The following is a 20,300-nucleotide window of genomic DNA, read 5'->3' on the forward strand; positions in this document are numbered from 1 at the left end:
GTAGTGGAAATCGCCGAATTTCATTTAGGATGATGCCTTCGGGCAGATGGCTATGGAAAAAGTCATGCAAGACAAGCGGGTATCCAAGTCCGAGTTCAAAGCCAAGGCGCTGGAATTTTTTCGGCAAATCGAATCTTCCGGCGAAAGCATGATCGTCACGGATCACGGCAAACCAGCGCTGGAAGTACGGCCCTACCACGGTGCAGAGCGCAGTCCGCTCGAAGTGCTGCGCGGCTCAGTTGTGCGTTATGACGAGTCAGCTTCGCCTATCGAAGAAGACGACTGGGAGACCGCACAGTGACCATCTGGTAAAAAACGCAGGGCTCGCAAGCGCGCGAGCCGCTTCGCGTGGAAACGTAAGCCGCTCAATACGTCTCCAGATGCAACCGCCCCTCCCGCTTCAACTTCGCCCACAGCGCGTCCCAATCCATCCGATGCTGCTCGCCGATTTCCCTGAGCGCCTGCAGCACGCCCTCTTCCATGCCCTTCAACCCGCACACGTAGATATGCGTGTTGTCGTCCTTGAGCAGCTGCGCGACATCGACCGCGCGCTCGCGCATCGCGTCCTGCACGTAGCGCTTCGCCTGCCCCGGCGTGCGTGAAAACGCCAGATTCGTATCGATGAAATCCTTCGGCAGATTCGTGAGCGGCCCAAAATACGGCAACTCTTCTTTCGTGCGCGCGCCGAAGAACAGCATCAGCTTGCCGGTCGCGCCTTTCAGCCGACGACGCCGCCGATACTCGGTCATCGCGCGCATCGGCGCCGAACCGGTGCCCGTGCAAATCATCAGCAGATGCGAGTTCGGATGGTTCGGCATCAGGAACGTGCCGCCGAACGGGCCGATCACGTTGACCACGTCGCCCTTCTTCAGATCGCACAGATAGTTCGAGCACACGCCGTCGATCGCATCGCCGTGCTGTTGCGACACACGTTTTACCGTCAGCGACACGTTGTTATAGCCGGGCCGTTCGCCGTCGCGCGGACTCGCGATCGAATACTGGCGCGCGTGATGCGTCCGGCCATCGGCGCTCGCGCCCGGCGGCAGAATGCCGATCGATTGGCCTTCCAACACCGGAAACGGCATCGAACCGAAATCGAGCACGATGTGATGAATGTCGCTATCGGTCGAAGCGTCCGTGAGCCGGTAGTTGCCGACCACCGTCGCGGTGGTCGGCGCCTTGTGCGTGTAGAGATTCACGTAAGGCTTCGCCGCCGACCACGGCGGCACCACCGAGCCGCGCACGGTGTCCACTTCGACGCCGCTCGCGTCCGCCGCCGGGTCTCCCGGCGCTTCATCGGCGGCGGGAACCGCCATCGTGTTCTGTTCCGGCAAGACGTCCCACGTGAACTGCTCGTCGACCGGATAGGCATCGGCCTTCGATACCGTGCGCCAGTTATCGATCGCGCCGGTCGGACACGGCGGCACGCATGCCATGCAGCCATTGCACACATCGGCCTTCACGACATAGTTGTTGTCATCGTGCGTGATCGCATCGACCGGGCAAGTCTCTTCGCACGTGTTGCAGCGAATGCAGATTTCCGGATCGATCAGATGCTGCCTGAGAACCTCGATCGACACTGGGCCGTTCATCACTACCTCCACCTCTATTGCGGCGCATGCGTGCCACGCGCATCCCGGCTTCTCGTGCGTTCAGTTAAAGCGCACGTATTCGAAATCGACCGGCTGGCGATTGACGCCCATCGCCGGCGGCGCAATCCAGTTCGCGAACTTGCCGGGTTCCGTGACGCACCCCATCAGCGACGCGACATACGCGCGGTCTTCCGGCGTGGCGAGCCACTTCGCTTCGTTCGCGGCCCATTCGGTTTCGCTCACCACGCGGCCATCGGGCGACACGCGCGTGCCGGCAAACGTGCCGATCTGGCGATTGAACGCCTTATGCGGCACCGTCATGCGGAAATCGATGCCGGCCTTGTCGAGCACCTTGTTCCAGCGCCCCACGCCCGCCATCGAGTCCTTGATGTAATCGTCGCGCAGCACTTCGTTCATGGCGTTGAGCATCGGCACTTCGCGCTCGACCAGCTTGCCGTCCTGCACGTCGAGCAGCTTGTAGCGCTGCCCGCTCAACTGATGATCGTCGTCGCGCTTGTTCTCTTCATAGCGTCCCTTCAAACCCGAGCTATAGAACGTAGCCGCATTCGATGAATGATCGGCGCCGAACAGGTCGATCGTCACCGAGTAATGGAAGTTCAGATAGCGCTGGATAGTCGGCAGATCGATCACGCCGGCCGCGCGAAGTTTCGTGACGTCGTCGGTGCCCAGTTCGTTCATCACTTGCGCGGTGCGCTGGATCACGCGCGACACACCCGATTCGCCGACGAACATGTGATGCGCTTCCTCGGTCAGCATGAACCTGGTGGTGCGCGCGAGCGGATCGAAACCCGACTCGGCGAGCGCGGACAACTGGAACTTGCCGTCGCGATCGGTGAAATACGTGAACATGTAGAACGCGAGCCAGTCCGGCGTTTTCTCATTGAATGCGCCGAGAATGCGCGGATTGTCGTCGTCGCCCGAGCGGCGGCCGAGCAATGCCTCGGCTTCCTCGCGGCCGTCACGGCCGAAATAACGATGCAGCAGATACACCATCGCCCACAAATGGCGGCCTTCCTCCACGTTCACCTGGAACAGATTGCGCAAGTCGTACAGGGAAGGCGCCGTCAAGCCGAGATGACGCTGCTGCTCGACCGAAGCCGGCTCCGTATCGCCCTGCGTCACGATGATGCGGCGCAGATTCGCGCGATGCTCGCCGGGCACGTCCTGCCACGCCGCTTCTCCCTTGTGCTCGCCGAAGTGGATCTTGCGGTCCTGCTCGCCGGGTGTCAGAAAAATGCCCCAACGGTAGTCCGGCATTTTCACGTGATCGAAATGCGCCCAGCCGCCCGCATCCACGCTCACCGCCGTGCGCAGATACACGTCGTAACCCTGCGAGCCTTCCGGGCCCATATCGCCCCACCACGACAGAAAGTTCGGCTGCCATTGTTCGAGCGCGCGTTGCAGCGTGCGGTCGTCGGCGAGGTTGACGTTGTTCGGAATCTTTTCGCTGTAGTTGATCGTCGACATGGTCGGTTCCTTGAGCGGATGCAGTGCCGCGCGTATCCGGCGGGCCGCGTTGCGTTAAATCGCGTTAATGGCGTGGATGCTTGTCAGGCGCGCGCATTCACACGCGCATCACACACGCATCACACGCGCGAAGCATCGAACTGCGCCTTGCTGCCCTTGCCGTACACCTTGAGCGCGCCTTTCTCGCCCACTGCGTTCGGCCGGTTGAAGATCCAGTTCTGCCATGCGGTGAGACGGCCGAAGATGCGCGTCTCCATCGTTTCAGGCCCGTTGAAGCGCAGATTCGCTTCGAGGCCGGTGAGCGCGTCCGGCGACATCGCCGCGCGTTCTTCGAGCGCGATGCGGATTTCGTCGGCCCAGTCGATATCGTCGGGAGAGGCGGTGACGAGTCCGAGGCGCTCGGCGTCGACCGGTTTGATCGGCTGGCCGATTTTCGAGCGCACGGCGTCGAGCGGTTCGGCTTCTTCATAGAACCGGCGAGCAAGCCGCGACTGATGCGTCACCATCGGATAAAGCCCGAAGTTGACCTCCGAAAGCGTGATGGCCGGCTCCTCGTCCTCATTGCTCGGCAGCGCGGCCATATACGCGCGGTCGGCGGCGAACGCGAGTTCCGCGAAGGTGCCGGCAAAGCACGAGCCCGGTTCGATCAGCGCGAACAGCGAGCGCGACGAGACGTCGATGCGCGCGAGCGTGCGGCGCAGCAGGCCGATCGTTTCGCGCACGAACCAGTGATCGCGGTGCTGCATCAGCGTGGCGTCCGTGGCGAGCAGGTTGCGCGCGTCGCCCTCGGTTTTGAACACCCAGGTGCCGACTTCGAGCTCATTGGTACGCATCGAGAGAATCGCGTCGTCGAGCTCGCGCGCGAATTGCAGCGGCCACCAGTGCGCGCCGGCTGCAACGATGGCGTCGATCTGCGTGGGTTGCTCGGCTGGCGGCGCTTTCGCCGTGAACGTCGCGATGCGCCTGGCGCGCTCGATCGTGACGTCGAGCGTCTGGTACGTCAGGCCGTCTTCGCGGTCGGTGCGTTCGACGCGCGTGAGCATCACGCCCGGCGCATCCGCGGGACGATCGCTTTTTGCCGCGAGTTCAAGCGCGCGCGCCTGGATGGCCTGATCGAACTGATTCGGCTTCACGACTTCATCCACGAGACGCCAGGCTTTCGCGCGCTCGCCGCGAATGCCTTCCACCACCGTGCAGAAGATATCCGCGCGATCGTGGCGCACCTTGCGTTTGTCGGTCACGCGCGTCAGGCCCCCGGTGCCCGGCAACACGCCGAGCAACGGCACTTCCGGCAGCGACACCGATGACGAGCGGTCATCCACCAGATAGATTTCGTCGCAAGCCAGCGCGAGTTCGTAACCGCCGCCGGCGCATGCGCCGTTCACCGCCGCGAGAAACTTCAAGCCCGAGTAACGCGACGAATCCTCGAGACCGTTGCGCGTCTCGTTGGTGAACTTGCAGAAGTTGACCTTCCACGCATGCGAGGACAAACCCAGCATGAAGATGTTGGCGCCCGAGCAGAACACGCGGTCTTTCAGGCTGGTGAGCACCACCGTTTTGACTTCGGGATGCTCGAAGCGGATGCGTTGTATCGCGTCGTGCAGTTCGATATCGACGCCGAGGTCATATGAGTTCAGCTTCAGCTTGTAGCCGTCGCGAATGCCGCCGTCCTCGGCGATATCGATGCCGAGCGTCGCGACCGGACCGTTGAAGCTCAGCTTCCAATGCTTGTACTGCGAGGGATCGGTGCGGTAGTCGACCGGCGCGACCGCGGTTTCTGCTGTGGACATGGGGCGTCTCCTGACTTGGACGATGCAACCTGTTTTTTTGAACCATAGTGCATCGTCATACCCATGTAAAGCATTTTACTTCATGTTTATTGGTAAACCCTAGGCGCCGCAATGCATGTCAAATCGCGCGCGCGTCGTCCGGCGATTCCGCCGCAAGCCTTGCGGCAAGCCGGTCGCGTAGCTGCAAATAGGCGTCCGCCAAGGTTTTCTCGCTGGTGTCGAAGCTCATGTCGGCGCGGCCGTACAGCTCGCCGCGACCCGCCAGAATGCGCTTCAGGTCGTCCATCGCTTCGCGGTTGCCCGACATCGGCCGCAGGTCGCCTTGCGCGACCACGCGGCGCATGTGCTCTTCCGGCGTGGCTTGCAGCCACACGGTGAAGCAATGCGACAGCAGCGTATTGAACGTGCCCGACTCCGACACGATGCCGCCCGGCGACGCGATCACCGCGCGCTCATGCTCCTGAATCACCGCCTCGAGCGCGCGGTGCTCGTAGCGCCGGTAAGCGCTCGCGCCGTACAGCGAATGAATCTCCGAGGGCGGGCAGCCGGCAAGTTGCTCGATCACGCGCGTCAACTCGACGAACGGCACCTTGCGCTCCTGCGCGAGCATGCGCCCGAGCGTCGATTTGCCGGCGCCGCGCAGCCCGATCAACGCGATCCGGTCCTTGCGATGCGGGTCGCGCGGGGCCTGCGCGAACATCTCGGCGAGCGCCACGCGAGCGCGCTGCAAAGCCGCCTGATCCCGGCCGTGCAGCAGTTCGCGGATCAGCAGCCATTCGGCGGAAGCCGTGGTTTCGTCGCCGATCACCTCCGCGAGCGGACAGTTCAAGGTCGTCGCGATCTGCCGCAACACCAGCACCGACGCGTTGCCCACGCCCGATTCCAGATTCGCCAGATGACGCTCCGACAAACCGGTTTCGGTCGCCAGCGTCTTGCGGGTCATGCCGCGGCGCGCGCGCAAGAGGCGCACGCGCTCGCCCATCGCCGTGAGAAAGGGATCGCGTTCCTCACGCTCGCCGCCGCGCTCGGTCGCGCTGTCGGGCCGATCCGCGCGGCTTGCGTCGTCATTGGCGGCGTCGTCCGACGGCGCTGGAGTGTTATTTTGGTTCATGTTTTGCTACCTCACGACTGCGATACATGTACTATAGTGCTTGACACGACCCAAGCGAACGGTTAATTTTCGCCAAATATTGATGCAATCACAAACGCCGTCGAGATATTTCGGCCGCGTCACGGAGACGGCTCGACCACACGCATGAACTAACGTGCGTGCGCGGGTCGATATGGAGGGCTCGCATGTCCCCACATGAATTCCAGCGCCTGATCGCGGGCGTGACCGGGCAACTCGCCGGCCGAGCGCTCGACGGCGAACTCGCCGCGTGGTTGAACGCCACCTGGCCCGCGGATAGCGAAACGTTCCGCGCGCTCGCCGACGCATGCCGCACCGGCGTGGCCGAAGGCTGGCTGTGCAATCGCGAAGGCGGCGGCATTCGCTACGGGCGCATCTTCAAGGCGCTGCCCGACACTCACGGCTTTTCCGTCGACGTAGTCGATATGAAGGACATTGCCGGTCCGCATCACGTTCATCCTCACGGCGAGATCGACCTGATCATGCCGCTCACCGAAGGCGCCACCTTCGACGGTCATCCGGCCGGCTGGTGCGTGTACGGTCCCGGCAGCGCGCATCGTCCGACCGTGGCGAACGGTCAGGCGCTGGTGCTGTATCTGCTGCCGCAAGGCGCGATCGAATTCACCACGTCCCCCGCTTCCGCCTGACGCACCGAGACAGCCATGACCGAACTTTTGAAGAACTACGTGGGTGGCCAATGGGTCGCGGGCAGCGGTGAAGGCGTGACCCTGACCGATCCAATAACAGGCGAGGCGCTGGTGCGCGTCTCGAGCGAGAGTCTCGACCTGGCGCGTGCCTTCGGCTTTGCCCGTGAACAGGCAGGCGCCGCGTTGCGCGCGTTGACCTATGCGCAGCGCGCCGCGAGCCTCGCCGAAATCGTCAAGCTGCCGCAAGCCAGGCGCGACGACTACTACGCAATCGCCACCGCGAACTCGGGCACCACGCGCAACGATTCGGCGGTCGATACCGCGCGTTCGGCTTCTATCACCGGCGCTCGGCTGTTCAGACATCGAGCGCGGCAATCGACGCGCTGAGGCGAACAACCCACTTGCCCGCGGCATAGCGGAAGCCACCCGCGGAAGTACACGCGCAAGCCGCACGCGGAGCGCACGAGACGTACACAAGCAGCAAGCAGCAAGCAGCGAGCGGATCAGGAGCAGATAACAGCCGGACCGCCCCTCACCCGTTGGAGGAGACATATGGAAGCCCTGCTGGAACCGGCTGCGAGTCAGCCCGCCGTGACGGTCGAGCCGCCGCCCGCGCTGTTCAATTTCGCGGCTTACCTGTTTCAACTGAACCAGGCGCGCGCCGCCAAAACCGCTTATATCGACGACGCCGGCGCGACCACCTACGGCGAACTGGAGAACCGCGCGCGGCGCTTCGCGAGCGTACTGCGCACGCTCGGCGTGCATCCCGAGGAACGCGTGCTGCTGGTGATGCTCGACACAGTCGAATTGCCGATCGCGTTTCTCGGCGCGCTCCTCGCGGGCGTCGTGCCGGTGGTCGCGAATACGCTGCTCACCGCGCCCGATTACGTGTACATGCTCACGCATAGCCACGCGCGCGCCGTGATCGCATCGGGCGCGCTGCTGGCGAACGTCACGCAGGCGATGGAAGCCACCGAGCACGACGGCTGTCAGTTGATCGTCTCGCAGCCGCGCGAAGGCAACATGCTCGCGACGCCGCTACTCAAGGATCTGCTCGACGCCGCGACGCCGGCAGGCAAATCCGCCGCCACCGGTTGCGACGACATCGCGTTCTGGCTGTACTCGTCCGGCTCGACCGGCAAGCCGAAGGGCACCGTCCACACGCATGCGAATCTCTACTGGACCGCCGAACTGTATGCGAAGCCGATCCTCGGCATTGTCGAAAACGACGTGGTGTTCTCGGCGGCGAAGCTGTTCTTCGCCTATGGGCTCGGCAATGCGCTGACGTTCCCGCTGTCGGTCGGCGCGACCGCGGTGCTGATGGCGGAGCGCCCCACCGCCGACGCGATCTTCAAGCGTCTCGTGCAGCATCGCCCCACCATTTTTTACGGCGTGCCGACGCTCTATGCGAGCATGCTGGTCTCGCCCAATCTGCCCGCGCGCGCCGATGTCGCGATGCGCGTGTGCGCGTCGGCGGGCGAGGCCTTGCCGCGCGAAATCGGCGAGCGCTTCACCGCGCACTTCGGCTGCGAGATACTCGACGGCATCGGCTCGACGGAAATGCTGCATATCTTCTTGTCGAATCGCGCGGGCGCGGTCGAATACGGCACCACGGGCCGTCCCGTGCCGGGCTATGAGGTCGCGTTGCGCGACGAGTTGGGTCAGCCGGTGCCCGACGGCGAAATCGGCGATCTGTTTATCAAGGGGCCGAGCGCGGCGCTGATGTACTGGAGCAATCGCGAGAAGTCGCGCGCCACGTTTCTCGGCGAATGGATTCGCAGCGGCGACAAGTACTGCCGTCTGCCGAACGGCTGCTATGTGTACGCGGGGCGCAGCGACGACATGCTGAAAGTGAGCGGCCAGTATGTCTCGCCCGTCGAAGTGGAGATGGTGCTCGTGCAGCATGACGCGGTGCTGGAAGCGGCGGTGGTCGGCGTGGATCACGGCGGGCTCGTCAAGACGCGCGCGTTCGTCGTGTTGAAGCGTGAGTTCGCCGCCTCTGAGATACTCGCGGATGAACTGAAAGCCTTCGTCAAGGGACGGCTCGCGCCGCATAAGTACCCGCGCGATATCGTGTTCCTCGACGATTTGCCGAAGACCGCCACCGGCAAGATTCAACGCTTCAAACTGCGCGAACAGTCATAAGGTGATCCATGCAGAACCCCGCCGCCGCAAGCGCCGCCAGCGATTTCGCCGACCTGCCCGCGACGGCGTCGCATGGGCCGTTGCGCATCGAATATCGCTGGGTGAACGAGGCTGCGGGCGACGCGCCGCTCGCCGTGTTCCTGCACGAGGGACTCGGCTCGCTCGCCATGTGGCGCGACTGGCCGCAATCCCTATGCGAGCAACTCGGCATGCGCGGGCTCGTCTATTCACGGCCCGGTTACGGACGCTCCACGCCGCGCGCGCATGACGTGAAATGGCCGGCCGATTTCATGACCGCCCAGGCGCGCGACATTCTGCCCGCCTTGCTCGACGCACTGAATATCGACATGCGTCAGCGCCAACGCATGTGGCTCGTCGGCCATAGCGACGGCGGCTCGATCGCGCTACTGTATGCAGCGCTCTACCCCGAGGCATTGGCCGGCGCGGTGGCGATCGCGCCGCACGTATTCGTCGAAGACATTTCGGTGCAAAGCATCGCGCAGACCAAGCAGCTTTACGAAACCACCGACCTGCGCGGCAAACTCAGCCGCTATCACACCGACGTCGATTCGGCGTTTTATGGCTGGAACGACATCTGGCTGAATCCGGCCTTCAGGCAGTGGACCATTGCCGAGGAACTGCCTGCGATCCGCGAGCCGCTGCTCGCGGTGCAAGGTCACGACGACCATTACGGCACGATGGCGCAGATCGAGACGATCGCGCAGCGCGTGCCGCATGCGCGGCTCGTGAAGCTCGACGCTTGCGGACATTCGCCGCATCGCGATGCGCCGCAGGCGTTGAACGAGGCCATTGCCGCGTTCATTGTTCGACAGCGCCAGTAGAACTTCGGCGTTGGGGCATCACATAACTGCGCGATGCCGGCGCGGTTTCCTCATGCGGTTCAAATAAACAACGGCGAGACAACGGCGCAACATTAAAAACCGCGCCACGCGCATTCGCGTTTCAATTTTCCGCTCTAAAAGATACCGTTGCGCAAGCGTTCAATATGCTTGTAGACTTCGCGATCATTCGCCGGCGCCTTTAATCGCCGGCGACATTAAAAACACAAATTTGCTTAACGATTTCACACTGCTTCAATGCAAAGGAACACGCTTCCCCGTTTGCTGTTGCAGATTTTCATAAGGCCGGCTGCGCAATGCGGATAATTCAGCCCGCCATTTTCTGTTTGTATGACTTCACCTGATAGAACATCGACATGGGCCAAATCATCTTTATTCTTTTTCTTGCCGTCATTATCGGCGCGGCAGCCGTATTCGCATCGAAATCGCTGCGCAAGGATCATCAGCCGCAAATGCGCTATGGCGTAATCATCTTCGTTCTCGTCGTCGCCGTTGGCGCGTTGTTCTCGAGCTTCGTGCAGGTTTCGCAATCGCACATCGGCGTGGTGACGACCTTCGGACATATCGAGGCGGAAACGCTGCCCGAAGGCCCGCACCTGGTGAGCCCGGTATCGCGCCTGCACGAAATTTTCATCGGGCTCGACGTCGCCAAGGTGGAAGGCGCGCAGGCGGCGTCCAAGGATCTGCAGTCGGTGCACACCGATCTGACGATGAACTACCGCGTCGATCCGAACAAGGTTCGCGCGCTGTATGCCATGGCGCCGTCGCTCCAGTATGAAGCCTCGTATGTGCAGCCAGCCATGTTCGAGGTGTTCAAGGCGGTTGCGGCGCGCTACACCGCGGAAGAACTGGTGACCAGGCGCCAGCAGGTCTCCACCGACATCATGAGCGGGCTGATTACGAAACTGAAAGGCTATGGCTTCCTGATCCAGGATATCAACATCACCAATTTCAAGTTCAGCGCGGCGTTCGACCAGGCCATTGAAGCCAAGGTCACCGCGAGCCAGCGCGCCGAGCAGGCGGAGCGCGAACTCGCGCGCGTGAAGTTCGAAGCCGATCAGCAGATCGCCAAGGCGCGCGGCGAGGCCGAATCGATCGCGATTCAGGCGCAAGCGGTCAAGACCAACGGCGGCAAGGAGTATCTGCAACTGCAGGCGATCAACCGCTGGGACGGCAAGCTGCCGACCTACCTGGGCGCGGGCGCGCCGCTGCCGTTCCTGAATCTCGACAAGTAAGCACCGCTTTTGCCATGCCGTTGCCGCTGCCCTTTCGTAGTGCAGCGGCATGCCGACAATAAAAACCCCTCACTACCTCTTCACAAAACTTACACAGGTAAGCGATTATGCTTCTGCATCGCTGACCTGGGCACACGGATGCCCTCGCACCCCTTCCCCGTGCCGGAGTCGTTGCCATGTCCGTTGTGCCGAAGCCATCCCTTGCTGTTTATCGCAAACGTTTGGCGGGCGCGCTGGTCACCGCGTCCTTGTGCGCGCTGATCGGCGCATGCGGAGACGAGGGCCGCGACCCGAGCCAGGCCGGCGCTGCCCGACGTTCAGACAACGCTTCGGCAGATAACAGCAACACCCCGGCGGTCCTCTCAGCCGATCCGTCATCCGCATCACCCGCACCCGCAGCAGTCACGATTCAAAGCCCAGCACTGCCCGCATCAAGCGCCGACCCGGCACTGTCCGCCGCCGCGTCGACGCCGCTCGCCCCACCCGTCATTCATACCGTTGATTGAGTTCCGCGTCCACGCAATGCGCGGGTTCATGCTCGCGCGTCGCGTGGTTCGTTCCTCTACCGAGATCGAAGGCCAAAACCATGACATCAAAAAATCGCCGTGATTTTCTGCGCTCCGCCGCGCATGCCGCCGGGTCCGTGACCGCGTTGAGCATGTTGCCGCTGGGCATTCGCAACGCTCTCGCCATTCCGGCGAACAACGCAACCGGCACCATCCGCGACGTGGAGCACATCGTCGTGCTGATGCAGGAAAACCGCTCGTTCGACCACTACTTCGGCACGCTCAAGGGCGTGCGCGGTTTCGGCGACACGCGCGCGATCAATCTGCCCAACGGCAAACCGGTGTGGTATCAGCCGCTCGCCGCGGATGCCGGCTACGTGCTGCCGTTTCGTCCCACCGCGTCCAACCTCGGCATGCAGTTCCTGCAGGATCTCCCGCACGACTGGAACAGCTCGCAGGCGGCATGGAACGGCGGCCGCTACGATCAGTGGGTGCCCGCGAAGAGCGCCACGACGATGGCCTACCTCACGCGCGAGGACATTCCGTTTCACTACCAGCTCGCCGACGCCTTCACGATCTGCGACGCGTATCACTGCTCGCTGATGGGCCCGACCGATCCGAACCGCTATTACATGTGGAGCGGCTGGGTGGGCAACGACGGCAGCGGCGGCGGTCCGGTGATCGACAATTCCGAGCTCGGCTATGGCTGGTCCACCTACCCGGAAGTGCTGCAAAACGCGGGCATCTCGTGGAAGATCTATCAGGACGTGGGCGTGGGACTCGACGCGAAGGGCTCATGGGGCTGGACCGAGAATCCGTACATCGGCAATTACGGCGACAACTCGCTGCTGTATTTCAACCAGTACCGCAACGCGCAGCCGGGCAACCCGCTGTACGACAACGCGCGCACCGGCACGAACGCCACGAAGGGCGACGGCTATTTCGACATTCTGAAGCGCGACGTGCAGAACAACACGTTGCCGCAAGTCTCGTGGATCACCGCGCCCGAGGCGTATTCCGAGCATCCGAACTGGCCGGCCAATTACGGCGCGTGGTACATCGATCAGGTCTTGCAGATTCTCACGTCGAACCCCGAGGTGTGGAGCAAGACGGTCCTGCTGATCAATTACGACGAGAACGACGGCTTCTTCGATCACATCTCGCCGCCGTTCGCGCCGGCCTCGAGCGCGAATGGCTTGTCCACCGTCGACACGGTCAACGAGATCTATCCCGGCGATGCGAAAAGACCCGCCGGTCCCTACGGACTGGGCGCGCGCGTGCCGATGCTGGTGGTCTCGCCGTGGTCGAAAGGCGGCTATGTGTGCTCGGAACTGTTCGACCATACGTCGGTGATCCGCTTCATCGAACAGCGCTTCGGCGCGCAGAACAATCTGGGCGAAGCGAACATCTCGCCGTGGCGCCGCGCGGTATGCGGCGACCTGACGTCGGCCTTCAACTTCAGCAACCCCAACGATGCGTTCCCGAAGCTGCCGAGCACGAGCGGCTATGTGCCGCCCGATCAGAATCGCCACCCGGACTACGTGCCGCTGCCGCCGGCCGTGCAGGCGGTGCCGAAGCAGGAGCCCGGCGTGCGGCCGGCTCGCGCGCTGCCGTACGAACTCTTCGTGCGCGTTCACGGCGAAGGTTCGCTCAATAAGCTCGTGATGCGTTTCGTCAACACGGGCAGCACCGGCGCGGTGTTCCTGGTCTACACCGCGAACGGCCTCGCCGCGCCGCGCACCTATACGGTGGAAGCGGGCAAGCGTTTGCAGGACGAGTTGCCGCTGAATGCCGACGGCACCTACGACTTCACCGTGCACGGTCCGAACGGTTATCTGCGGCGCTTTGCGGGCCGGCCGGTCGCCCGTAGCTGGTGGGACGGATCGGGCATCGCGCGTCCTGAAGTCGAGGAAGGCTACGACGTCGCGAACGGCAATCTGCAGTTGCGGCTCATCAATGTGGGCAGCGAGCGTTGCCGCTTCCATATCGTCAACGCCTATGACCCGAAACACGAAATCAAGCATTGGGTGCGCGGCGGCGATACGGACCAGATCTACCTCGACCTGCGCAACGCCTACGGCTGGTACGACCTGGCGATCACGGTGGAGAAGGATGCGCTGTTCGCGCGGCGTTTTGCCGGCCACGTGGAAACCGGCAAGAGCAGCATGAGCGATCCGGCGCTGGGCGGTTGACGCTCGCTTAGCATTCGGCCGAAGCAGTCAGACGTCCGCGGGAAAGATAGCGGCCGCTGCGAAGCGAGCAGCGGCCGCTTTTTCATTCGTCTTCGCAAGCGCGCCGCGAGCGGCTTCGAGCGGCTGCGAGCCGCACCACCGTCACGACTCGAAGTCGAGCCCGCCGATCAACATCACCGGCTCGCCCTGCGTATGCGAGAGAAAATCCAGTTCGCGCGCATGCCGCCAGGCCGTGAGCTTGCGCGGCAACGCGGCCAGATAGTTGTCGAAGCGCGCCGGCTCTCGCGCGCTCACCAACCTTTCAATCTCGTCGCTGTCCCACGTCAGATACAGATTCAACGGATGCGCGTAGTGGCGGATATCGTCGATCGGCGCGGCATGAATCCGCACGCGCGTCGGATGCCCGTGGCCGCCGTAAGGCAGCACTTCGGTATGCACGGTGGTGGCGAAACACGCGGCGATGGCCTCGGCGATGCGCGGCGCGAACTGTTCATCGAAACGGGCGGCATTCTGTGGACGCATGGGTGTCTCCGACGCTCTGCGCAATGAGCGAAGCATCGTAGCACGCGTGTGCGGCTGCTCGGTCAACCGATGATGGTGTACCAGGCGGACAACGCTGGTTTGTTGCGGGCCTTTCGCCAGCGCATCGAGCGTGAACTGATGCGCGTGGTCTATGTGCGCGCGATGTTCTCGACCGGCCACGATCAGGCGAACCGCGAGGTGTTCCGCGCCGAACCCGCCGATGCGCCCGATCTCGTCGGGCTCGCGGTGCGCGGCGCGAAGAAGGCCGTCGACAAGGCGGTCAAGGGTCTATCGCTGCATGCCTGATTGTCGCGCGCGACGCTTTGCACGTCGGCTTGTCGGTTCATCGCGGCGCCTTTCGTTGCTCGCGTTTGGCGGCCCGCCAGCGAAACAGCAAGCTGACCAGCGCGGCAAGGAGCGCGGTGCCCGCATAACCGGCGAAACGGATGGCCTGCTCGGCAGGCAGGCGCGCGACCAGTACGACGACAATGGCGCTTGCAAGCAGCGCCAGAAAGGCGATGGCCCATTTCATCCGTGTCTCCTCTGGGTTTCACGTGTCGCCCGATGGCGCACGGCTCTTCGTTTTTGTTGAGCATACCCGCGACCGCTCAAGCCGTAATTCTCTTCCGCTTTCCCACGCCTGCTTCAGAACAAGCTCGATGAAAGTCACCGACGCCCGCGTGTGATGTGGTTCGGCCTATACAGCATCTACTCCATGTGATTGTCAATAAAGCCTGACCGACCGACAATCGGGCATTCACCGGACTCGGCACACCCGATCGGAATCAGGAGACAACCCATGAGCCTCAACCCTTCGGCCGACGCCGTGACGCGCGAATTGCGCGGCGCGGATTTTGCGAGCCTCGATCAAAAGGTTTGACTTGCCACATCATCGAGCTTCGTTGCGGTAAGCACATCTCGGCCGGCGGCGGCCTGCCCGCGCACCGCTGCTCTACTCAACCTTCACGGACACCCTCGTCATGGATCTGAACTTCACTGCCGAAGAAGAAGCTTTTCGCGCCGACGTGCTGGCCTTTTTGCGCGACAAGCTCCCGCAACGTCTCGCCAGCAAGGTGCACGGCGGACGCCGCCTCACGCGCGACGACATGGCCGAGTGGCACGCGATTCTCAACGCGCAAGGCTGGCTCGCGAATCACTGGCCGAAGGAATACGGCGGCCCAGGCTGGGATGCGGTGCGGAAATTCATCTTCGAAAACGAATGCGCGTTGGCGGGCGCGCCGCGCGTGGTGCCGTTCGGCGTCAACATGCTCGGCCCCGTGCTGATCAAATACGGCAGCGACGCGCAGAAGCGCCACTGGCTTCCGCGCATACTCGACGGCTCCGATTGGTGGTGCCAGGGCTATTCGGAGCCGGGCGCGGGTTCCGATCTGGCCTCGGTGAAAACCACCGCGGTACGCGGCATGGACGCGCAAGGCGAACACTACATCGTCAACGGCCAGAAGACGTGGACCACGCTCGGCCACTACGCGAACATGATCTTCTGCCTCGTACGCACCGCGACCGACGTGCGCAAGCAGGAGGGCATCAGCTTCCTGCTGATCGATATGACGACGCCGGGCGTCGAGGTGCGGCCGATCATCACGCTCGACGGCGAGCACGAAGTCAACGAGGTGTTTTTCACCGACGTGCGCGTGCCGGCCGCGAATCTCGTCGGCGAGGAGAACAAGGGCTGGACCTACGCGAAGTATCTGCTCACGTATGAGCGCACCAATATCGCGGGCGTCGGTTTCTCCGTGGCCGCGTTCAACCGCTTGCGCACGATCGCCGCGAAACAGCGGCGCAACGGTCGGCCGCTGGCGGAAGATCCCTTGTTCGCGGCGCGCATGGCGCGCGTCGAGATCGACCTGGAGAACATGAAGACCACCAACCTGCGCGTGATCGCGGCGGTGGCCGGCGGCGGCGTGCCGGGCGCGGAGAGTTCGATGCTGAAGATTCGCGGCACGGAGATTCGCCAGGAGATCTCGTCGCTCACGCGCCGCGCGATGGGCGCATACGCGCAGCCGTTCATCGAAGAAGCCTTGCATGACGGTTTCGCGGGCGAGCCGGTCGGCCCCGACGAAGCCGCGAGCGCGGCGGCTTCGTACTTCAACAACCGCAAGCTGTCGATCTTCGGCGGCTCCAACGAAATCCAGAAGAACATCATTTCCAAAATGATCCTGGGACTGTAAGGGGCGCAACTCATGGACTTCCAGCACACCGAAGACCGCCGCATGCTGGCCGATACGCTCAACCGTTTTATCAGCGAGCAATACGGCTTCCAGACGCGCGACCGGATTGCGGCCTCGGCGCAGGGCTTCAGCGCCGAACTGTGGCATCGCTTCGCGGAGCTAGGCATCATCGGCGCGTTGTTCGACGAGGCGAACGGCGGCTTTGGCGGCGACGGGTTCGATATCGCCGTGGTGTTCGAGTGCCTGGGCCGCGGCCTCGTCGTCGAACCGTTTCTCGATACGTTGATCGTCGGCCAGGCGATTGCGAAGAGCGGCAACGAGATGCAGAAAGCGCTGCTCGGCGAATTGATCGACGGTTCGCGCATCGTCGCGCTCGCGCATGGCGAGCCGGACAGCCACTACGAGCCGGCTCGCGTGACGACGCGTGCCGAGCGCCACGGTAACGCATGGCACTTGAGCGGCGCGAAGGCGGTCGTTCAGCACGGCGAGAATGCTTCGCTCTTTCTGGTTTCCGCGCGCACCGCCGGCGCCGACGACGAAGAAGAAGGCGTGACGCTCTTTCTCGTGCCGCGCGATGCAGCGGGTGTCGGCGTGCGCGGCTATCGCAAGATCGACGGCGGGCGCGCGGCCGAAGTGACGTTCGACAACGTGTCGCTCGACGACGGCGCGCTGCTCGGCCTATCCGGCGAGGGTTACGCCACGCTGGAATACGCGATTGCCCGCGGGGTACTGGCGCTGTGCGCCGAAGCGGTCGGCGCAATGGATGTCGCGAAGGAGCACACGCTCGAGTATCTGCACACGCGCAAGCAGTTCGGCGTGCCCATCGGCAGCTTCCAGGCGTTGCAGCATCGCATGGCCGATTTGCTGCTCGAAATCGAGCAGGCGCGCTCGGCGGTGATCAATGCGGCGGCGGCGTTGGGCGCTGCGCGCACGGTTCGCGAGCGTGCGCTTTCGGCGGCGAAATACAGTATCGGCCGGATCGGCACGCTGGTCGCCGAGGAGTGTATTCAACTGCATGGCGGAATCGGCATGACGTGGGAACTGCCGCTCGCTCACTATGCGAAGCGCCTCGTGATGATCGATCATCAGCTAGGCGATGAGGACCATCATCTGGAGAGATTCGTGGCGCTGGGGCGCGAATCGTTCAGGTGATGACGCCCAATTGCCACGGCACGAACTCGTTTTGTCCATAACCGTTCGCTTCGCTTTTCGACGGGGCCCCGGATGCGCATTCGAGCATGCGCTCGAAGATGAGGTCGCCGAGTTCCGCAACCGAGGCGCTGCCGTCCACCACGCCGCCGCAATTGATGTCCATGTCGTCCTCCTGCCTTTCCCACAGCGCTGTATTGGTCGCGAGTTTCAACGAAGGCGATGGCGCGCAGCCGTATGCGGAACCGCGCCCGGTCGTGAAACAGATCAGATTGGCGCCTGACGCGACCTGCCCTGTCGCCGAAACCGGGTCGTAGCCCGGTGAGTCCATGAAGACGAATCCCTTTGCGTCGATGCGTTCAGCGTACTGATACACCTCGACGAGATTGGTCGTGCCGCCCTTGGCCACCGCGCCGAGGGATTTTTCGAGAATCGTCGTCAAACCGCCGACCTTGTTACCCGCGGACGGATTGTTGTCGAGCGCCGCGCCGTTCCTCGCGCAATAGTTTTCCCACCAGGCAACGCGTGCCAGCAGTTTCTCGCCCACCTCGCGACTGACGGCGCGACGTGTCAGCAAATGCTCGGCGCCGTAGATTTCCGGTGTCTCCGAGAGAATCGCCGTGCCGCCGTTCCGTACCAGCCGGTCGACCGCGGCGCCCAGCGCGGGGTTCGCCGAAATGCCCGAGTAGCCGTCGGACCCGCCGCATTGCAAACCGACGATCAGATGCGAGGCCGGCAACGGTTCGCGCGTGACACGATTGGCATCGGCGAGCATCTCCCTCACCATGTCGACACCGCGTTCGATGGTCTTTCGCGTTCCGCCGGAGTCTTGAATCGTGAAGCTGCGCAGCCGCTCTCCCGCTTTTAACCCGGCCGATTCCAGTACACCCGAAATCTGGTTCGTCTCGCAGCCGAGCCCGACGAACAACACCGAGTGGAAGTTCGGATGAATCGCATAGCCGGCCAGCGTGCGCCGCAGCACCGCGAGACCTTCGCCCATCGTGTCGATGCCGCAGCCGAGGCCGTGCGTCAATGCGACCACGCCGTCGACGTTGGGGTAAGGCGCGAGCGCTTGCGGATGCACGTCGCGCCGGAAGTGATCGGCGATGGCGCGCGCGACGGTGGCCGAGCAGTTCACGCTCGTCAAAATGCCGATGAAATTGCGCGTCGCGACTCGTCCGTCGTCGCGGCGGATGCCCATGAAGGTCGCGGGCTCGCGCGCGTATTCAGTCGGATGCAGATCGACACCGAATGCATGCTCTCGTGAAAACTCGGCCATGCCGAGGTTGTGAACGTGGACGTGCTGACCACGAGAGATCGGTTCCTTGGCCACGCCGATGATCTGGTTGTAGCGTTTCACCGGCTCACCGGCGGCCATATCGCGTGTCGCGATCTTGTGGCCGGGCGGAATGAGTCCGGCGACCACCAGATTCTCCGACGCGATGCGCGCGCCGGACATCAATTGCCGGGTTGCGATCACGACATCGTCGTTGTCGTGGAGACGAATAGCTGCAAGATCGGATACGGTCGAGATCGAAGGCATGATGTTTATACCGCTGACTGAACAGGGCTCTCTGCGGGGGAATGTGCGTCGTCGTCCACGGACAACGGTTCGATTTTTTTCACGATCACCAGATAGCTGAACGCGCCAAGCACACAGAAGCCGCCCGCCACGCACAGCGGAATCGTGAACGACCCGTGCGTGAGCGACACCATCAGGCCGGTGAACGTCGTGATCACGATGCCGGCGAGATTCGACGCAAAGTTCTGAATGCCGCCGATGGATGCGACGTGATCGGGCGTGGGAGCGACATCGCCGGGCAGGGACCAGATGCTCGCCCCGGCAAACGACAGGCTGCCATACGCGATGCCGAAGAATGCCAGCATCAGATAGATATTCGTCGTGAACGCGCAGAGCGTGATGATCGACGAAAGAAGCATGCCGCCCACCATGCAGGTCTTGCGAGCCCTGGTCAGACTCCAGCCGCGGCGATACAGCGCATCGGACACATATCCGCCGAGCCAGCCGCTCGGAATCGCCATGAGCGCGGGAATCATGCCTAGCGTACCCAGCGATTTCAGCGAGAAGCCGCGCGTCTGAACAAGATAGCTAGGGAACCAGGTAATGAAAAAATAGATGACGAAGTTCAGGCAGAAGAAGCCGAGCATCATGCCCCACAGCGTCCGGTGCCTGAAGAGCGAAAGCCACGGAATCTTCTTCTTCGGCGCGGCCTGTTGCCGCGCAACGGCGTCGGCCTCGCCGGTGAGATCCCCGCGCGATGAACTTCTATAGATCAGGAACCAGCCGAGCACCCAAACGAACCCGACGGCGCCGGTGATGATGAACGACGCTTCCCAGCCGAGCGCGTTGATGATCAGTGCGACCAGCGGAATCGAAAGCGCGGAGCCCACGCGCGATCCGCTATCGAAGATACTCGTGGCGAGCGCGCGTTGCGCCGGCTTGAACCATTGGCTCACGAGTTTTGCACAGGACGGATAGGCCCCCGCTTCACCCACGCCAAGCAGCAGACGGCAGCCGAACATGGCGGTGACGCTCGTCGCCGCGGCGGTGAGCGCCGTAAAAAGCGACCACCAGCCGACCGCCAGCGGCAACGCGATTCGCGCGCCGATGCGATCGACGAACCAACCGAACGGCATTTGCATCAGCGCATAGGTCCAGAAGAATCCGCTCAGGATGAGTCCCATCTGAGCCGGGCCGATATCGAGCGCCTTCTGGATTGCCGGTGCCGCGACGGCCATATTCGCGCGATCGACGTAGTTGATCGCGATGGCGAGAAAGCAGAGAAATATCACTACCCAACGCATACTGCGCATATTCGTCTCCTATGCTTCTGA

Annotated in this window: 17 protein-coding genes and 2 pseudogenes; 11 read left to right on the top strand and 8 right to left on the bottom strand. The window is 63.0% G+C overall.

All coding sequences use genetic code 11. From position 1 onward, the window contains the following. The first annotated feature begins 64 nt into the window (after positions 1-64). Positions 65-301, top strand: a complete 237-nt coding sequence (locus CUJ90_RS12195) for a type II toxin-antitoxin system Phd/YefM family antitoxin (RefSeq protein ID WP_083084105.1) — start codon at positions 65-67, stop codon at positions 299-301. 64 nt (positions 302-365) lie between these two features. On the opposite strand, the gene boxA is transcribed toward CUJ90_RS12195, so the two are convergent. From boxA to CUJ90_RS12215, 4 genes are all read right to left on the bottom strand, one after another. Continuing rightward, on the bottom strand, positions 366-1,592 hold the full coding sequence (gene boxA / locus CUJ90_RS12200; protein ID WP_073430529.1) for a benzoyl-CoA 2,3-epoxidase subunit BoxA: 1,227 nt from the start codon (positions 1,590-1,592) through the stop codon (positions 366-368). A 60-nt stretch (positions 1,593-1,652) separates the two neighbouring features. After that, positions 1,653-3,080, bottom strand: coding sequence for a benzoyl-CoA 2,3-epoxidase subunit BoxB (gene boxB, locus CUJ90_RS12205; protein ID WP_114162859.1), 1,428 nt, complete (start codon positions 3,078-3,080; stop codon positions 1,653-1,655). A gap of 119 nt (positions 3,081-3,199) precedes the next feature. After that, positions 3,200-4,870 carry a 2,3-epoxybenzoyl-CoA dihydrolase gene (gene boxC / locus CUJ90_RS12210; RefSeq protein ID WP_114162860.1) on the bottom strand — a complete coding sequence of 557 codons (1,671 nt, stop codon included), beginning with the start codon at positions 4,868-4,870 and terminating at the stop codon, positions 3,200-3,202. A gap of 118 nt (positions 4,871-4,988) precedes the next feature. Beyond that, positions 4,989-5,981: a helix-turn-helix transcriptional regulator gene (locus CUJ90_RS12215; protein WP_114162862.1), complete on the bottom strand. Its 993-nt coding sequence runs from the start codon at positions 5,979-5,981 to the stop codon at positions 4,989-4,991. Between the two features lie 185 nt (positions 5,982-6,166). Here CUJ90_RS12215 and CUJ90_RS12220 point away from each other — a divergent pair, with 185 nt between their 5' ends. The 7 genes and pseudogenes from CUJ90_RS12220 to CUJ90_RS12250 all read left to right on the top strand — a co-directional run bounded on the left by CUJ90_RS12220 (position 6,167) and on the right by CUJ90_RS12250 (position 13,584). Then, positions 6,167-6,646, top strand: coding sequence for a DUF4863 family protein (locus tag CUJ90_RS12220; protein ID WP_114162864.1), 480 nt, complete (start codon positions 6,167-6,169; stop codon positions 6,644-6,646). A 15-nt stretch (positions 6,647-6,661) separates the two neighbouring features. Further along, positions 6,662-6,964: pseudogene (locus CUJ90_RS12225) on the top strand (aldehyde dehydrogenase family protein); the annotation flags it as partial. Between the two features lie 234 nt (positions 6,965-7,198). Next, a complete protein-coding gene (locus tag CUJ90_RS12230) occupies positions 7,199-8,791 on the top strand; it encodes a benzoate-CoA ligase family protein (RefSeq protein WP_114162865.1) in 1,593 nt (530 codons plus the stop codon). Between the two features lie 8 nt (positions 8,792-8,799). Continuing rightward, positions 8,800-9,633 (top strand): alpha/beta fold hydrolase, encoded by an 834-nt coding sequence (locus tag CUJ90_RS12235; RefSeq protein WP_114162866.1) that lies wholly within the window; start codon positions 8,800-8,802, stop codon positions 9,631-9,633. Positions 9,634-10,007: 374 nt separating this feature from the next. Then, on the top strand, positions 10,008-10,886 hold the full coding sequence (locus CUJ90_RS12240; RefSeq protein ID WP_114162867.1) for a prohibitin family protein: 879 nt from the start codon (positions 10,008-10,010) through the stop codon (positions 10,884-10,886). Positions 10,887-11,062: 176 nt separating this feature from the next. Next, the gene (locus tag CUJ90_RS12245) at positions 11,063-11,392 is read left to right on the top strand and encodes a hypothetical protein (protein WP_083084123.1); all 330 of its coding nucleotides are present in this window, start codon (positions 11,063-11,065) and stop codon (positions 11,390-11,392) included. An 80-nt stretch (positions 11,393-11,472) separates the two neighbouring features. Then, entirely contained in the window at positions 11,473-13,584 is a 2,112-nt protein-coding gene (locus CUJ90_RS12250; RefSeq protein ID WP_073430537.1) for a phosphocholine-specific phospholipase C, read from the top strand. Between the two features lie 141 nt (positions 13,585-13,725). Here the strand turns inward: CUJ90_RS12250 and CUJ90_RS12255 are convergent, their stop codons facing one another. Continuing rightward, positions 13,726-14,106: a DUF5594 family protein gene (locus CUJ90_RS12255; RefSeq protein WP_073430538.1), complete on the bottom strand. Its 381-nt coding sequence runs from the start codon at positions 14,104-14,106 to the stop codon at positions 13,726-13,728. A 51-nt stretch (positions 14,107-14,157) separates the two neighbouring features. Here CUJ90_RS12255 and CUJ90_RS12260 point away from each other — a divergent pair. Then, positions 14,158-14,412: pseudogene (locus CUJ90_RS12260) on the top strand (DUF2000 family protein); the annotation flags it as partial. A 37-nt stretch (positions 14,413-14,449) separates the two neighbouring features. On the opposite strand, the gene CUJ90_RS12265 reads toward CUJ90_RS12260, so the two are convergent. After that, positions 14,450-14,638 carry a hypothetical protein gene (locus tag CUJ90_RS12265; protein WP_114162869.1) on the bottom strand — a complete coding sequence of 63 codons (189 nt, stop codon included), beginning with the start codon at positions 14,636-14,638 and terminating at the stop codon, positions 14,450-14,452. A gap of 448 nt (positions 14,639-15,086) precedes the next feature. Here CUJ90_RS12265 and CUJ90_RS12270 point away from each other — a divergent pair, with 448 nt between their 5' ends. After that, on the top strand, positions 15,087-16,295 hold the full coding sequence (locus CUJ90_RS12270; RefSeq protein ID WP_114162870.1) for an acyl-CoA dehydrogenase family protein: 1,209 nt from the start codon (positions 15,087-15,089) through the stop codon (positions 16,293-16,295). Positions 16,296-16,307: 12 nt separating this feature from the next. Continuing rightward, on the top strand, positions 16,308-17,447 hold the full coding sequence (locus tag CUJ90_RS12275) for an acyl-CoA dehydrogenase family protein (RefSeq protein WP_114162872.1): 1,140 nt from the start codon (positions 16,308-16,310) through the stop codon (positions 17,445-17,447). Here the strand turns inward: CUJ90_RS12275 and CUJ90_RS12280 are convergent. Together CUJ90_RS12280 and CUJ90_RS12285 are read right to left on the bottom strand one after the other, a co-directional pair. Then, positions 17,440-18,987, bottom strand: coding sequence for a UxaA family hydrolase (locus CUJ90_RS12280; protein ID WP_422879689.1), 1,548 nt, complete (start codon positions 18,985-18,987; stop codon positions 17,440-17,442). The genes CUJ90_RS12275 and CUJ90_RS12280 overlap by 8 nt on opposite strands. A gap of 5 nt (positions 18,988-18,992) precedes the next feature. Next, positions 18,993-20,279, bottom strand: coding sequence for an MFS transporter (locus CUJ90_RS12285; protein ID WP_083084130.1), 1,287 nt, complete (start codon positions 20,277-20,279; stop codon positions 18,993-18,995). Between the last annotated feature and the right edge of the window lie 21 nt (positions 20,280-20,300).

It is taken from the genome of Paraburkholderia terricola, from assembly GCF_003330825.1.
In the GTDB taxonomy this organism is placed as follows: Bacteria; Pseudomonadota; Gammaproteobacteria; order Burkholderiales; family Burkholderiaceae; genus Paraburkholderia; species Paraburkholderia terricola.